Raw genomic sequence first — 14995 nt, forward strand, 5'->3', positions numbered from 1 at the left:
GGCCAAGCGAACCGGGGTAGGATCGGCGCTCGACGCCACGAAAATGGTCGGGGCAGACTTGGCGCAACTATCGGTAGGATCTTTTGATTTCGATTATTGTACCCGCGCACAACGAAGAGGCCGTCATCGGCCGCTGCCTGGAAGCGCTGACTTCGGGTTGTGAGCCCGATGAACTTGAAGTTATCGTTTGCTGCAACGCCTGCGTCGACCGGACGGCGACAATCGCCAGGGACTTTGGGGCGCCGGTTCGGGTCGTCGAAAGTAACATTCCCTCGAAGACCAGCGCCATGAATCTAGGAGACGAAGTCGCGCGAGGATTTCCGCGCATATACGTCGATGCAGATGTTGTATTGCCGCTACAGTCCGTGCGGGAGCTCGCAAGAGTACTTGAACAGGATGAAGTTCTGGCGGCCGCCCCAGCAGTTCGAACCGTTTACCCCCCAGACGCAACCTGGGCTGTGCGCGCCTACTACGACTTTTGGATGGCTTTGCCTTATATACAGGAGGGTATGATGGCCGCGGGCGTGTATGGCCTTAGCCGCTCGGGCCGCGCTCGCTTCAATCAATTCCCCAACGTCATCGCCGACGACGGGTTCGTCCGCCTACAGTTCACGTCGGACGAACGAGTGGAAGCAGCTTCAGCTCTGAGCACCGTTTCGGCACCGTCGAAGTTTGCCGACCTAATAAAGATCAAAACGCGCAGCCGACTAGGCGTCTACGAACTAAAGGTCCGCTTTCCAGAGCATTTTTTGCGGGAATCCAAATCGAAACAGTATGGAAAGGCGTTGCTGGCGCTAGCTCGGATTCCTCGGCTGTATGCCGCCGCCGTCCCTTATCTTTGGGTGAATCTTGTCTCACGCTATCGAGCTCGCCGGCAACTCTCCCACCTGGAAGCGTACGTCTGGGAGCGGGACAACTCGTCCCGTGCCGCTAGCGCTGACGCGCCGAACTAATTGCTGAAAAACTCTCGCCCCACGACCAGCTAGTCTGGGATTTCGAGATATCCTTCACTCTCCTGAGACGGTCGATCATGTGTGGAATTGCCGGCTACATTGACTTCAGGACTGCGTCCCCCGATCAGCGAATTCTGAACGCTATGGCGCACTCCCTCACCAGAAGAGGACCTGATGAGCAGGGCACGCTGGTTCTCGGCCCCTGTGGGTTCGCTCATACCCGGTTGAGCATCATCGACGTCGGCGGCAGCCCGCAACCAATGCTGGTTCCCGACAGCAACGTCGCACTGGCCTACAATGGCGAGCTCTACAATTACAAAGAACTGCGGCGCTCCCTGGAGCAACTTGGGGAGACCTTCGTAACGGAGGGGGACACCGAAGTGGTGCTCCGCTCAATCTCCCGCGGAGGCGTATCCGCGCTCCCAACTCTCGATGGAATGTTTGCGCTTGCCGCCTGGGACCGCTCGCAAGAGTCCCTCTTACTCGCGCGCGACCCCCTCGGGGAGAAGCCTCTATTCTACGCCGAAGTCGCGCCTGGCGTCCTTGTGTTCGGAAGCGAACCGAAGGCTCTATTGGAGCATCCGGAAGTCGATCGTTCTCTGAATACCGAGGCTCTGCGTCAGGCGCTACGTTTCCGCGCCGTCTACGGGGAGGCGTGCCTCCATAGAGGCGTTCGCCAACTGCCACCTGGTCACTATCTCGAATTCAGTCGCGAGGGGCTGAAAGTTGGCCGGTTCCACGCTCTGATAGAAGAGGCCCAGAGGAAACGTAAGAGTTCGACGACCCTAGGTGATCAAGAATACGTCGGTACGGGTCTCGAGCTCTTTATGGAATCCGTCCGCGAAAGACTCATCGCAGACGTTCCGGTCGGAGCATTTCTCTCCGGTGGGCTGGACAGCAGCCTGATAGTCGCCGCGATGCGCAAGCTCCGCCCCGCCAACGAGCAGATCCGCACCTTCTCTGTCGGCTTCCAAGGCGACCCTCACAGCGAATTGGGCTTTGCCCAGATCGTGGCGGACGCCGTTGGAACCCAGCATACGGCTCTTACTGTCGGCCCAGAGGCCTTCGTACGGCGCATGGCCGAGCTCTCCGCATGCCGCGATGGTCCAGTCAGCCAACCGGCGGACGTTGCGATCGCGGAAATGAGTCTGACCGCGCGGGACAGCGTGAAGGTCGCCCTATCTGGGGAAGGTGCAGACGAGATATTTGGCGGCTATCCGAAATATGGCTTCGCAAACGCCTCCTGGGCTCTAAGGCGAGCCATCTCCATCATTGGCGCACAGCCTACTGCACGAGTGGCCGGAGCCTTGGGAATGGACCGGACGAGGGCGCTGGTCGCAGCGCGAGCACTTGCTTGCCGAACCGAGGCCGAGAGTGCGGCCCAGTGGTTCAGCTACTTCGATCAGCGCGATCTTCAAACCCTCTTGCCGGGGATCGGGTGGGGCGAAGTTGAATGGGAACGGACGATGTCGGCGCATAGGGCCGCCGCCCTGGCAGGGACCGACGCGAGTCCCCTGTTCCGCATGCAGGCGATAGACTGCCTGACGTGGCTCCCCGGTAACATGCTGGAGCGGGGAGACCGGATGACCATGGCTGAGGGCTTGGAAGTACGCCCGCCATTTCTCGACAAAGAACTGGCGGCGTTCGGCCTTGCCCTCCCTGACCACTTGAAGATTCGCGGCAAGACCAGCAAATGGATCGTTCGCCAATGGGCCTCCGAGCTGCTGCCCCCGGAAATCACCAACCGCCCGAAGTGGGGCTTCCATGTGCCACTGGCCGAGTGGTTCCGTGTCGAAATGCGCGAAATGCTGTTTGACTACCTTTGCGCTAGCGATGGCCTTTGCGGCCGGTACGGCAATCCGGCCGAGATCGATCGCATGCTTGCGGCGCACGACGAGCGGAAAATAGACGCCAGCAGTTCGCTCTGGACCCTGCTATCGGCCGAGGTATGGTACCAGGACGTATTTCTTCCCCGAAATTCTCAATCATCGACGACGGAGCAAGGCGTCGCCAGCTTGCCGAAATCAATCCCGCCCATCAGCGCCGCGCCGCTTCCCAGGCCTTAAGCGCAGCCCGGCCCTCGTCATTGGCAGGTTTGTTTAGGCGGTTGCGCTCTTGTTTGAGGTTCTCCACATTCTCGAATGTAATCGAGATGGCCTGATTGTCGGCGACCAATCCCCCATCCACATTCTTGATGATCATCCAGGTCCGGTTCTCCTTCCCAGGATTGGACACTAAGACGTTGTCTGACACGTGGAGATTGCGCGCGCCAATGACGTAGAGTGCTCCATAGCCGGTGCCAATGATATGGTTACCTTGGATCACCACGTCCTGGTAGGGCAGCGTTCCTACTTGATCGCGGAAGAATATTCCCTGCGTTGCTTTGCCTTCGCCGCGGTGGATGAGGTTGTTCCGAACAACGATGTTTCGGGTCGTTTGAGAGGTTCCCGCCGTAAGGAACTGCACCGCATCTGGGTGGTCAGCCGTCTGTGGATGAAAACTGGAAAAATCGTTGTCGGAAATCTCTACGTGCATCACCTCCGCCCCCACCACTCCGGTGGTCCGCAGATCTTGGAATACATTTCCAATGACAAAGATGCTCTCGCTTTGAGACATTGAGACTGCGCGATGAAGCTGGCGGAACTCGGAATCCACAATTCGGATGTTTCTGCCGCGAAGAATGCCGATCCCTTGCCCGTCATTGGATGTATCACCGTCCAATGATCCATGCACAAAGATGCGCCTGAACTCGAGCGCGCTTGAATCGACAGCTATGAAAGATTCATAGCTGGGGCCCTGGGCGGCAAATTCGAGATCCTCGAAGGTGAGCCCCTTGCTCTTTCTAATCGCGAAATTGGTTAGCTGAGCTCGGGCTTTAGGGTTTTCCGAACGGATCGTGACATTCTGGTCGAACGACAAATTGCTCGCCCGAACCCCGGAATAGACGCCTGATTTGAGTAGGATGGTGTCCCCGTCATGAGCTGCGCTCAGGGCAGAGTTCAAGCTTGCGACGTCACCGACCGCAAGGACGGCTTTGTGCGGACTGCGCTGGCTGCCGCCGAGCAGGGCCGCGACCACGCACGCAACGACAATCAGGCCTGCTGATTGGATCGGCCAAGCCGTTATTGGAACACGTGTTTGTTTCATTCAACTCTCTCCGCCGCTCAGAGCCCTGTCACGAACACCAAGTTAACCGACAACGCTCAATTGACGAACGGCGACACGTCGAACTCTGATTGCGGCGCTGTGGAGCCGGATTGTAATGACCTTCAGCCTTCGCCATACCGTCGGCAGCCCACCCCTAGAACAGGCGCCTCGGACAAGCCCTGCTCGTGGCAAGGAATCTGCATCTCGGCCCTGGAGCGTTTCAAGGAATTCAGATGGTAAGTCGTATTGAGGTACACATTGTTTCTCACTTCAGAGAGGACCGAACTACGCAGCTGCACATCGTGTTGGACGCTATGCTCGGCTGGAAAAACTGTATTGTAGCGGCAACCATTACCTCTAACGTCGACACTTATGAGACATCCGGCTTCTTGCGTCCTTACATCGACCAGTTTGAACGTCGCGGGCACAACCTTACACTTAACGTGGCGTCAGGACTTGCAAACCCGAGAATGCTAACCTGGGAACACAAGAAATTTGTCAATACATGGCTCGAAAGCGCATCCCCAGGCGAAGACTTCTTCATCTACATAGAAGATGACATTGCGCTTACGCACGAGAACATTACGTATTTCATCCGAAATATTCAGACCCTGAAATCCAAAAAACTCATACCAGGATTCATTCGTTACGAGAAAAAGGACAACGAAATAAGACTTGTAGACGTTATGAATACAGAATACTGGCAACGAGACAGATCCATAAGTATTGGAAGTCAGATTTATCATTCAAACTTGAATCCGTACTGGGCCGGATTTATTCTCGACCGAGATTTAGCGAAAGAATACACCGAAAGCAGATCATTTTCTCCGATCGATTCGGAATTTGTCCCATGGAACATTCAGGAACGATCCGCCATGGGCCTCACCTATGAGGATCCAACTCCGCGGCTACGCTCGCGAATGGTCATCCCCATCATACAAGGTCGTCCAGATCCGGATTGCTTAGTTTGGCACTGCTCCAACAGCTACTCAGCCGATAACCATCCGGTAGTGGCCACCCTCACGGTAGACGCGGCGTATCGAACCGAGACACTTGTCGAGCATTTGGGACGAAAAGCGAAAAGGTTGCTGGCAAAGCGCGCCTGAGCGTGATGCGGCCACCTGCCGCTTAACCAAACGCGAATTCTGAACACGGAACGTCCATGAGCAATGTCGAAGGCGCATTTGGCCCGCACATTTGCCGCGCCGCGCTCCCCACAGGTCGGCCGCCTCGCGGGCGATTGGAAGATTGGATGGCAAGTTGAGCGTTCGTCGTCACACCGGCTACAACCTCCTTGGGGCGCTCATCCCCATCATACTTTCGCTTGTAACGGTCCCGCTCTACCTTGAACTGGTAGGTGCCGAGCGATACGGCGTGCTGGCCATCGCTTGGCTGCTGCTCGGATATTTTGGCCTCTTCGACCTCGGCCTGGGACGAGCCACCTCCTTTCGGATTTCGGCTCTCCGCAGCGCCCCGGCGGCTACCCGCTCAAGCACGTTCCTTTCGGCGCTGGCCGTGAACGCAGCGATGGGCGTAGCCGGTGGGCTGACTCTCTGGGCAGCCGCGGCATATTTCTTCAGTCACGTCTTCAAGGTCGATGAGCACCTGAGGGGCGAAATCTTGGCGGCCGTCCCGCTGCTCGCCGCCTCGGTTCCGGTCGCCACGCTGATGGGAGTGCTGACCGGGGCAATGCAGGGTCGCGAGAAGTTTCTCGAAATCAATGTCATATCGGTTATTTCCACGACCTTGTTCCAGCTGGTGCCTCTAGCGTTGGCTTGGCGCTTAGGGCCGAACCTTAGTCTCCTGCTTGGAGGTGCCCTAGCCGCACGCGGCTTCGCGCTCGTCGCCATGGGCTACCGCTGCCACGCCGAACTCATTCGAGGAAGCAAGGGCCGCGTCGATAAAGGAGAAGTCGTCGCCCTCCTCAAGTACGGAGGATGGGTGAGCCTGACCTCCGCCCTTGGCCCCCTCCTCTACATTGCTGACCGGTTTGTGATCGGCGCCCTTTTGGGCGCCGCTGCTGTCACCAACTATACCGTGCCGCTGCAGCTTGCGGGCCGCACAGCGATCCTGCCTAGCGCCTTAACCACGGCCCTCTTTCCCCGCCTCTCGGCAGCTTCGCCCGACGAACAACGCGAACTCACTGATCGAGCAACACTAACGCTGGCCAGCCTCCTGAGCCTGCCATTCCTCGGCGGCGTGTTTCTGATAGGTCCGTTCCTAAATCTCTGGGTCGGCGACAAGATCGCCCCACAAGCTGATCTAGTTGGACGCATCATCCTGGTCGGCATGTGGGCGAATGCGTTTGCTCTGATCTCGTTCACCAGACTCCAGGCCGCTGGCCGGCCAGATCTGGTCACTAAAGTCATGCTCCTCGAGATCCCGCCGTACTTCCTAGTCATGTACCTTGGGATCATATGGTTTGGCCTGCCTGGTGCCGCCTTTGCGGTCGCCGCCAGATCCCTAGCCGACTACGCGTTGCTGACTTGGTTCGCCGGTCGTCGCCTTCCAGGTTGGCGTACCCAGGCTGTTAACCTGGCGCTTCTGATCCTTGGTGTTTGGCTGGCGAGCATTTGGCGGATCACCGACTGGCAGTGGTGGCTCGCGGCCCTCATACTCGGGATGGGAACCCTAGCGATAGCGGCCTACAGCCTCCCGGGGGAGCTGCGAGAGGAATTGATCCGCAGACTGCGTGCGGCTCTGCGCAGGCCCGATCTGGGAACAGGTCCCTGATCGCCGCTCAAGCCCCCCACGACGGACTAGACACTCACGTTTGCCCATAATGCGGACTTCGGTCGGAGCTCTTCCAGTGACTCAACACCAGCCCCCCGCCCCCCAAAAGGGGTCCTTTGATATAGCGGCGGCCGTGAACGATCGGCGCATCCTGGACATCTGCCTTGGGCGCTCGAACGGTATCGTTTCGGGTGAAGCTAAACTGCGAATCTACGAAGACTTCAACTCAGCAGGCGCCGCATATAATCAGGCCCTGAGCGATTCGGGCGCAGACTATGTCGTCTTAGTTCACCAGGACGTATATCTGCCGCGCCCTTTCTTGTCCCGCTTGGACGATCAAGTACGGCGGCTAAATGATCTCGATCCGGAGTGGGCTGTCGCCGGCATTATTGGGCTCGATGAAAATGGTGCCCTCAGTGGACGCACTTGGTCGTCCGGCCTTGGCCAACTCGTCGGGCGCGAAACGGACCAGCCCAAAATAGCGACGGCGCTCGACGAAGTTCTCCTCGTCATACGGCGTGCAGCGAGCATTGAGTTTGACGACAATCTACCAAGCTTCCATCTTTACGCGACAGATCTGGTCCAGATCGCCAAGCAGCGCGGCCTCGGCTGCTACGTGATCGACGCCCCAGTCATCCATCACAGTCGTCCCGTCGTCAGTCTCGCCGGTGGATACATGGCCGCCTACCACTACCTGCAAGATAAGTGGCGAGGACAACTCCCCCTGCCCAATCTCATCTGCCCAATCCTGTCGTCGAGCATTCCGCTGCATTGGCGCAACTTCAGGATGCGGCTGCGGCACCTTGGCAAAACGGTAAGAGCCGAGCCCACAGGTGATCCGGCGATGATCGCTCAACGCCTGGGGCTCGAAGACGCCCCCTAGGGTGGGTGCGTCGGCGCGGCAACCGCCTATTCATTTGGCCGGACGAACAGCACGTTGCCGTTCGCGAACATCTTCCCATCGAGGACGACGAAGTCGAGGTATGTCGAGAGGAGGTAGTAGCCATATGGCTCGATAAGCGGCAGGAGATCAGCGACCGTCGTGGCCTTCCCTTCAGACGAGAGAGCGAATTCGCATTGAACAAAGCGGATAGCGCCGCTCGCCAGGAGCCCCGTCGCTCCCGCGATCACCGCCCGGTCAAAACCTTCAGTATCGACTTTAAGGAAATCAATCTCGGCAATGCCTTCGGCGGCGCAGAAACTATCCACGGTCTGCTGCTCCACCTGCAGCCGACGCGGCGTCAGCCCTTTGCGGCGCGGGTAGGCGGCGTCAGCAATGCGGCTATTGATCAGGGGATTTTCGTACTCGAAAAAGGCCACCATCTCGTTGGTGTCGCCTAGCGCCAGATTCCGCGTCTGGACATTCGGGCGCCCGGAAACGGTCTGTTGAAGCGTCGCGAACGTCGTCGGATGAGGCTCAAACGACCAGATTTTCGCGTCGGGAAAGTGGTCAGCGAACCGCTCCGCCGTTTGACCAATGTTCGCCCCGACATCAAGGATGGTGCGAACCTGAGTGCCCCAGGACTGCGACAAACGATCAATGTCGTGGAGGATGTCCTCACCGAAGGGACGGCGCGAGAGCCGTCCGCCGTAGACGCCGAACCGGCGGAGAAGCGATTTTAGACGTGTCATCAAACTTGCCCCGAGAACCAAGTCTGTGGACGTACCAAACAGCTGACGAAATGCCACTGTATGGTGCCCCCCAAACGCCTATTGGTTGTCAACGCCTCACCTGAACAGATGGCAGCGTTCCCAAGACCACATTAGCGGCGCCCGACGAGCATGATCTGGGCTGCGAAAAGATGTGCAAAGCGCCCCCCCGTTATCCGCTCTGCCAGCCGCGCTTTCCAGCGCGGAGGGACCAATGGCTCGACCGATTCCACAGTTAAACCAGCGGCCTCAAACATCTCCCGGTAGCTATCAGGCGTAAACCAGCGGAGATGCGTCCGATCCATGATCCCGACCTCCGTGTAGCGGAAGCGCCCTAAGAACAGCTCTTTTATGACCTGCCAATGCGCAACGTTTGGCGAACTGGCGTAGATTTTCCCGCCTGGCTTCAGGCATACCGAGAGCCGCGCGAGAGTCTCCCACGGATCGAGCAGGTGCTCCAAGACCTCACTGATGATCAGCGCATCGAACTGCGTTTCGTACGAAGCAAGGGCGATGTCGTGCACGTCGCCGACCACCACTTCGGTGAGGGTCTGGGCCGCCTCGCGCGCGGCAGCGGAATTTAGCTCAATGCCGACATACCGACCACATTTCCCCGCTGCGATCACGGCTCGGCCCGTTCCGCCGGCGCCGCACCCCAACTCCAAGATCGCCGCCTCAGGCCCGGTCTCAAGCAAAGCGACAATGTCCCGCCGCGCGTTGGCGAAATAGCTGACCGGCTTGGCCTGGTAGGCTGTCTCAACAACGGAAGGAGTTTCTGACGTTTCGTTTTGTTCGGCAGCCATGCGTCAAAATCCAAACCACAATCAAAGTTCACGATAGTCGCTAGTCGTTTTCAAACCGTGGACGCCTTCTTCCAGGCTCGGATGTCGTCGCCAAATCGTCCCGTTCGAGGTTCTTGTTCGAATGGAACGGAATTGAAATAAGCCAGCAGCTACTATGCTGTGTCCGGCGAAGGCTGGCCCCGGTGCTACAAGTGAGCGGAGTGACGCAGGATGGCTTTCAACTGGGCGCGAAAAGATGCCGTGCCGCCGGCCGTCCTTCAACCTTACGAGGACTCTCATAGCGCGCGGCGGCACAGGCGGCTTGGCTCGCTGCTCGCGGCGGTCCTCATCTTCTTCTGCATTCCCTTCGGCTTCTATTTCGCACTCTTCGTGCCCTACCTGTTCGTGCTCTTCACAGTGCCCATGGCGCTGCTCGCGGCCCTAACCATCTGGGCGCTGCCTGATATGCGACGCGCGCCGACCCGCACGCTTACGATCCTGTACTTCGCATTCCTCGGGGCTTTGCTCCTATGGCCAAATTACCTTGCAATCGCCCTCCCCGGCTTGCCCTGGATCACACTGCTGCGCCTGACGGGCTTGCCGATGGTCTTGCTGCTGCTGATTTCGATCTCGGTATCGGGAGAGTTTCGAGCGACCCTGGCGGCGCCTTTGAAGGCCACCCCCCTAATCTGGAAAGCGCTGGCGCTCTTTGTTTGCATTCAGTTTTTGTCGATAGCGTTCTCTGGCAACACGCAGCAGTCCATCCAAAGATTCGTCGTATTTCAGACGAACTGGACGGCCATATTCTTCGTCAGTTGCTATGTCTTTCTTCAAGAAAAGCGGCCTCAGCGATGGGCTGCACTCGTGTGGTCCGTGGCGATATTCCTCGGGACCATCGCATTGGTGGAATCTACCCAGCAGCGCGTCCTGTGGGCCGGCCACATCCCTGGCTTTCTGAAAATCGAAGACCCGACAGTGCAACGAATTTTGGCGGGCGCGACGAGACTAACGACGGGGCAATACAGGGCTCAAAGCACCTTTTCGACCAGCCTTGGCCTTTCCGAGTTCATGGCGCTGAGTCTGCCTTTCACCCTTCACTTTATCGCTTCATCCAATAATCGCCTCGTCCGGCTCGCGGCGATCGCATCAGTACCATTCTACTTGATTGTCATTCTCGCGACAGACGCGCGCCTCGGTATCCTGGGCTTCTTCATTGGAACAATGGGCTATCTGCTGTTCTGGGCGGCGCTTGTCTGGCGCCGCAAACGCGATAGTCTGATCGCACCAGCAATCGTCCTTGCCTACCCGATACTATTCGCCGCCGTCGTAGCGATAAGCTTCCTTGTTGGCCGGGTTCGCAACAAGGTGTGGGGAACGGGCCAGTACGCCGCTAGTAATGAAGGCCGAATGGATCAAATAGCCTCGGGACTTCCCAAGGTTCTGACCCACCCGATTGGCCATGGCCCAGGAATGGGAGCAGATGCGCTGGGTTATGCAAACCGCGCTGGCGTCGCGACGATCGACAGCTACTTCCTGCTTATCGGACTGGAATATGGCGTCATCGGCTTCATTCTCTACTACGGCATGATGATCGCCTGCATATACTACGCGATCAAGTATGCCTGGAGCGCATATCAGCGCCATCCGGACTATGCGCTCCTCATCCCCGCGGCCGTCTCTCTGGCGAGCTTCTTCGCAATCAAGGCGGTATTCGCAAACGACGACAACCACCCCCTGGTCTTCATGATAATGGGAATGGTGGTCGCGCTGGTCTATCGAATCCAACGAGATCCACTCGGTCAAGGCACGCGTAAATAGCGGCGCGTCAGGCTTGCAGCCAGCTTGGTCGCCCACGACGACCGAGCAGGCCCGCGAACCAGCCCTCCAAGCCGTAGCCAAGCTGACGCCAAGCCCTCCGCCGTCCGAAGCGCAGGAATAACAACGCCATCGCGGCGATCGCCGCGATCGGAAGTCGCGCCGGGTAGCAATCGCGCGTCACCAGGAGTTTGTTTCGTTCGTCCAAGAATACGGGCAAACGCGGCCGCGTGCGAATGTCCAGCCCCGACCCTGTAGTCGTACCTTGATGGTGTAGCACAAGGCCGCCCGGCGCGAAGCCCAGCCGCATTCCGATCTGCGCGCCACGAAGGCACCACTCGACCTCTTCGCAATAGAGAAAATAGCTTTCGTTCATTGGCCCGACGGCCTCGACAAAGCCTCGCCCGACCAGCATAGACGCTCCGCTGATGTAGGAGATTTTAAGCTCGATGGCGCCAGAACTGACTGGCCTCTCAACGGGCGCGCCATTTCCAATTGATTCAGCGCGCGCTAGCCAGGGCCTCCAACGCCCGCCAAACGCCTCAACGGTGCCATCCTCGAAATGGGTGGTGCCCCCAACGGCGTCGCAGTCACCCATCGACAACCGAGCGACCAAGGCCGACAGCGCCCCAGGATGTGGCTGAGTGTCGGGATTGAGTATCCACCAAGCATCAGCATCAGGTGTTTCGCGGAGGCACACATTGACGCCCCCCGCGTATCCCAAATTCGATGGAGCCGCGATCACACGGACGTCTTGTCCGCCTTCAAGGCTGCTAGGCAGGCTTGCAATGAGCTGATCATAAGCCTCCAGACCGCCGTTCTCACAGATAATGACCTGAAAATCGCGATAGTCACACTTGTCGAGCGCGCTCAGGCATTTCACGATGTCATCGGAATTCTTGAATCCGACGATGGAAATTGCAACGCGCATGTCTAAACGCCCTCAGAAGACACAGTGGATTTTGCCCGGTTCATACCTCAGGCAAGCGTAGTTGGTGACAGGGCCTCCTCCTAAACCCCATCCACCTCCCGCACACCCTCGATCCCTGCCGCCGTCAGCGCCGCGATCAACTCCTCGACCACCGCCGCCAGCTCGCTAGCGTCGCGCGCTCGCAGCACGAGGTTTGAGCCAAAGATCCCGTCGCCGAAGAACGGGTAGCTGCCCAGCGACATGTCCGGGTGGGCCTTGGCTACGGCCTCCAGCGGCTGGGCGATCACGCTTTCGCCCGAGCCCTCTACGCGAACGGTTCTCGAGATAGTCACCGCCCCGCCCTTCAGCCGGTGGCCGACGTCTTCGAGCATGCCGCGCATGATGGTCGGCACCCCGGCCAACACGAAGACATTGCCGATCATGAAGCCGGGCGGTCCCTGGACCGGGTTCTTCACCAGCACGCCGCCGACCGGCACGCGGGCCATGCGCCGGCGGGCGGCGTTAGGCGCCTCGCCCCAACGCGCGGCCATCATCGCCATGATCTCGGGGTGCTCCTCAAGCTCCACGCCAAAGGCGGCGGCCACCGCGTCAGCGGTGATGTCGTCGTGGGTCGGGCCAATGCCGCCGGTGGTGATCACATAGTCATAGCGGGTGCGCAGGGCGTCGAGCGCCGCCACGATCTCGGGGAGGTCGTCGCTGACGGTCCGCGCCTCGGCCAAATCCACGCCATGCACGCCCAGATACTTGGCGATGTCGCGCAGGTTGGTGTCCTGCGTCCGGCCCGAGAGGATCTCGTCGCCGATGATCAGCACCCCTGCGGTCACCCGCCCGTCCACCGAACCCGTCATCCGCCTCGCCCGTCATTCTCGCGCGCCACGCCGCGCATGGCTTTCGACTAACCCTGCTCGGCGACCGCTCGCAACCGTTAGTCGCTGCGAGCGGCTGGTCCTTTGCGTCCGCGCTCCCTAAATCAACCTGCTCGCCAGCTTCGGACCGCCCATGGATTTCCCCCAACCGCTGATGCGCGGCACGCTCGTCAGCCGCTACAAGCGCTTCTTCGCCGACGTGGTGATGGAAGACGGCTCGGCCGTGACCGCCCATTGCCCCAATCCAGGCGCGATGCTGCGCGTCAACATGCCGGGCCTGCCGGTCTGGCTGTCGAAGTCCGATGACCCCAAGCGCAAGCTCGCCCATACCCTGGAGTTCGTGGAGGTGGGCGGCGCGATGGTCGGCGTCAACACCATGCATCCCAACCGGCTGGTCGCAGAGGCTCTGGCGGCGGACGCCATTCCCGAACTTCGCGGCTATGCCACCCACCGGCGTGAGGTGAAGTATGGCGAGGCCTCGCGCGTCGACTTCCTGCTGGAGCACCCAGATCGCCCGCCCTGCTGGCTGGAGATCAAGAACTGCCACCTGTCGCGCACCAAGGGGCTGGCGGAGTTTCCCGATTGCGTGGCGGCCAGATCCTCCAAGCACCTGCGCGAGCTTGAAGCAATGGCGGCGGCCGGCGAGCGCGCGGTGGTGTTGTTCGTTGTCCAGCGCACCGATTGCGAGAGCTTCCGGGCCTGCGCCGAGCTGGACCAGAAGTTCGCCGCCGCGCTCGACCAGGCCGCGGCCGCCGGGGTCGAGGTGCTGGTCTCTCCGACGGCCGTAAGCCTGAGCCATCGGATCCCCTGGACGCCGGCGGCCTGAAGAGGCGCCCTATTGCTTTCGCCAGCTTGCGACGGACGGCAGATCGACCAATCTGAGGACCAGGGTGGCAATGGCGCCCGCCGCCGAGGCCAAATCGCGATGACCACGACCGACCTGCCCGCGCCTGGCGCGATAGGCCAGATCCTGAAGGCCTATGCGGGCGACCTGCCCGCCGTCGACTTCACCCGGCCGGCTGGCGAACCGGCGCTGGCCGGCCCGGACTCGGTGTCCTGGCAGGTGTTCAAGAACCCCGTCTCGCTGTTCATCGGTGGAACCACCGCGGTGCTTCTCGAACTGGCCGAGCCAAGGGTTCGTTCCGGCGTATGGGACCACACCAGCTTCCGCATCGATCCGTTGCCGCGCATGGCGCGCACGGGGCTGGCCGCGATGGTCACCGTTTATGGCGCCCGGTCGGTCGCCGAACGGATGATCGCGAGGGTTGGACGAATGCATGGCCAGGTGAGCGGCCTCACCCCGGCCGGCGAGGCCTACCGCGCGTCTGATGCCGAACTGCTCGACTGGGTGCAGGCCACCGCCTCCTTCGGCTTCCTCCAGGCCTATCACACCTTTGTGCGGCCCCTGGCGCAGGGCGACCGCGACCGCTTCTATGCTGAGGCCGCGCCCGCCGCGCGTCTCTACGGCGCGCTCGGCGCGCCGCAATCTGAGGCCGCGTTGGAGCAGCAGCTTCAGGCCATGCGTCCCAAACTGGAACGCTCGCAGATCGTCTTCGATTTCCTGGACATCATGCGGCGCACGCCTGTTGCCCCCGGCCCCCTTCGTCCCTTGCAAAACCTCTTCATCCGCGCGGGCGTCGAGATCCTGCCGGGATGGACCCGTGATATTCTTGGCCTGGGTCCCAGCCACGGTTTGCGGCCATGGGAACGCGGCATCGTCGCGCTGGCAGGCGCCGCCGCCGACCGCCTTGTGCTGAAGTCCGCCCCGTCCGCCCAGGCCTGCCAACGCATGGGCCTGCCAGCTTCCTATCTCTACGCCCGGCGCTCACGTCCAACTACACAGACAGTCAGCGCCCGATCGAGGCGTATTTGAAACCTCGCGCCCGGACATCGGCGGGCTTGTAGATGTTGCGCAGGTCGACCAGCACCGGGGCGTTCATCAGCAGCTTCACGCGGTCCAGATCGAGGGCGCGGAATTGATCCCACTCGGTGATGATCACCAGGGCGTCGGCGCCGGTGGCGACCTCGTACGGGTCAGCCTTGAAATCCACATCGCGCAGTAGCTGGCGGGCCTCATGCAGGCCCTCGGGGTCGAAGGCCTGAACCTTCGCGCCCATG

General features: G+C 60.2%; 14 protein-coding genes. 8 read left to right on the top strand and 6 right to left on the bottom strand.

Annotated features, from left to right (window positions below):
• Positions 1-83 precede the first annotated feature (83 nt).
• On the top strand, positions 84-953 hold the full coding sequence (locus Q8M13_RS03600) for a glycosyltransferase (RefSeq protein WP_305298261.1): 870 nt from the start codon (positions 84-86) through the stop codon (positions 951-953).
• A 77-nt stretch (positions 954-1030) separates the two neighbouring features.
• Complete coding sequence (gene asnB / locus Q8M13_RS03605) at positions 1031-3019, top strand: asparagine synthase (glutamine-hydrolyzing) (RefSeq protein WP_305298262.1); 1989 nt, start codon at positions 1031-1033, stop codon at positions 3017-3019.
• Here asnB and Q8M13_RS03610 read toward each other — a convergent pair.
• The gene (locus tag Q8M13_RS03610; protein WP_305298263.1) at positions 2991-4100 is read right to left on the bottom strand and encodes a right-handed parallel beta-helix repeat-containing protein; all 1110 of its coding nucleotides are present in this window, start codon (positions 4098-4100) and stop codon (positions 2991-2993) included. The two genes, asnB and Q8M13_RS03610, sit on opposite strands and share 29 nt — an antisense overlap.
• Before the next feature lie 185 nt (positions 4101-4285).
• Here Q8M13_RS03610 and Q8M13_RS03615 point away from each other — a divergent pair, with 185 nt between their 5' ends.
• The 3 genes from Q8M13_RS03615 (at position 4286) to Q8M13_RS03625 (ending at position 7716) form a co-directional block, all read left to right on the top strand.
• A complete protein-coding gene (locus Q8M13_RS03615) occupies positions 4286-5206 on the top strand; it encodes a hypothetical protein (RefSeq protein WP_305298265.1) in 921 nt (306 codons plus the stop codon).
• A gap of 154 nt (positions 5207-5360) precedes the next feature.
• A complete protein-coding gene (locus tag Q8M13_RS03620; RefSeq protein ID WP_305298266.1) occupies positions 5361-6833 on the top strand; it encodes a flippase in 1473 nt (490 codons plus the stop codon).
• A 133-nt stretch (positions 6834-6966) separates the two neighbouring features.
• The gene (locus tag Q8M13_RS03625; RefSeq protein WP_305298267.1) at positions 6967-7716 is read left to right on the top strand and encodes a glycosyltransferase; all 750 of its coding nucleotides are present in this window, start codon (positions 6967-6969) and stop codon (positions 7714-7716) included.
• Between the two features lie 26 nt (positions 7717-7742).
• On the opposite strand, the gene Q8M13_RS03630 is transcribed toward Q8M13_RS03625, so the two are convergent.
• Positions 7743-8465, bottom strand: a complete 723-nt coding sequence (locus Q8M13_RS03630) for an FkbM family methyltransferase (RefSeq protein WP_305298269.1) — start codon at positions 8463-8465, stop codon at positions 7743-7745.
• Positions 8466-8596: 131 nt separating this feature from the next.
• Positions 8597-9286: a bifunctional 2-polyprenyl-6-hydroxyphenol methylase/3-demethylubiquinol 3-O-methyltransferase UbiG gene (locus Q8M13_RS03635; protein ID WP_305298270.1), complete on the bottom strand. Its 690-nt coding sequence runs from the start codon at positions 9284-9286 to the stop codon at positions 8597-8599.
• A gap of 210 nt (positions 9287-9496) precedes the next feature.
• Between Q8M13_RS03635 and Q8M13_RS03640 the strand changes: the two genes are divergently transcribed.
• Positions 9497-11083: an O-antigen ligase gene (locus Q8M13_RS03640; protein ID WP_305298271.1), complete on the top strand. Its 1587-nt coding sequence runs from the start codon at positions 9497-9499 to the stop codon at positions 11081-11083.
• A 7-nt stretch (positions 11084-11090) separates the two neighbouring features.
• Here the strand turns inward: Q8M13_RS03640 and Q8M13_RS03645 are convergent, their stop codons facing one another.
• Positions 11091-12011 (bottom strand): glycosyltransferase, encoded by a 921-nt coding sequence (locus tag Q8M13_RS03645; RefSeq protein WP_305298273.1) that lies wholly within the window; start codon positions 12009-12011, stop codon positions 11091-11093.
• A gap of 80 nt (positions 12012-12091) precedes the next feature.
• Entirely contained in the window at positions 12092-12859 is a 768-nt protein-coding gene (locus Q8M13_RS03650) for a competence/damage-inducible protein A (protein ID WP_305298274.1), read from the bottom strand.
• Positions 12860-13010: 151 nt separating this feature from the next.
• On the opposite strand from Q8M13_RS03650, the gene sfsA reads away from it, so the two are divergent.
• Together sfsA and Q8M13_RS03660 are read left to right on the top strand one after the other, a co-directional pair.
• Positions 13011-13703, top strand: a complete 693-nt coding sequence (gene sfsA / locus Q8M13_RS03655; RefSeq protein ID WP_305298275.1) for a DNA/RNA nuclease SfsA — start codon at positions 13011-13013, stop codon at positions 13701-13703.
• Positions 13704-13802: 99 nt separating this feature from the next.
• Entirely contained in the window at positions 13803-14750 is a 948-nt protein-coding gene (locus Q8M13_RS03660) for an oxygenase MpaB family protein (RefSeq protein ID WP_305298276.1), read from the top strand.
• Here the strand turns inward: Q8M13_RS03660 and Q8M13_RS03665 are convergent.
• Positions 14725-14995: UDP binding domain-containing protein (locus Q8M13_RS03665; protein WP_305298277.1), on the bottom strand; the 271-nt coding region annotated here is incomplete at its 5' end. The genes Q8M13_RS03660 and Q8M13_RS03665 overlap by 26 nt on opposite strands.

The sequence above is a fragment of the Phenylobacterium sp. genome, assembly GCF_030681155.1.
Lineage (GTDB): Bacteria > Pseudomonadota > Alphaproteobacteria > Caulobacterales > Caulobacteraceae > Phenylobacterium.

Bases quoted from the DNA above. Each gene is read 5' to 3' on its own strand.
- Q8M13_RS03635 (WP_305298270.1), bottom strand. From the start codon at position 9,286: ATGGCTGCCGAACAAAACGAAACGTCAGAAACTCCTTCCGTTGTTGAG.
- Q8M13_RS03610 (WP_305298263.1), bottom strand. From the start codon at position 4,100: ATGAAACAAACACGTGTTCCAATAACGGCTTGGCCGATCCAATCAGCA.
- Q8M13_RS03640 (WP_305298271.1), top strand. From the start codon at position 9,497: ATGGCTTTCAACTGGGCGCGAAAAGATGCCGTGCCGCCGGCCGTCCTT.
- Q8M13_RS03650 (WP_305298274.1), bottom strand. From the start codon at position 12,859: ATGACGGGTTCGGTGGACGGGCGGGTGACCGCAGGGGTGCTGATCATC.
- Q8M13_RS03630 (WP_305298269.1), bottom strand. From the start codon at position 8,465: ATGACACGTCTAAAATCGCTTCTCCGCCGGTTCGGCGTCTACGGCGGA.
- Q8M13_RS03660 (WP_305298276.1), top strand. From the start codon at position 13,803: ATGACCACGACCGACCTGCCCGCGCCTGGCGCGATAGGCCAGATCCTG.
- asnB (WP_305298262.1), top strand. From the start codon at position 1,031: ATGTGTGGAATTGCCGGCTACATTGACTTCAGGACTGCGTCCCCCGAT.
- sfsA (WP_305298275.1), top strand. From the start codon at position 13,011: ATGGATTTCCCCCAACCGCTGATGCGCGGCACGCTCGTCAGCCGCTAC.
- Q8M13_RS03645 (WP_305298273.1), bottom strand. From the start codon at position 12,011: ATGCGCGTTGCAATTTCCATCGTCGGATTCAAGAATTCCGATGACATC.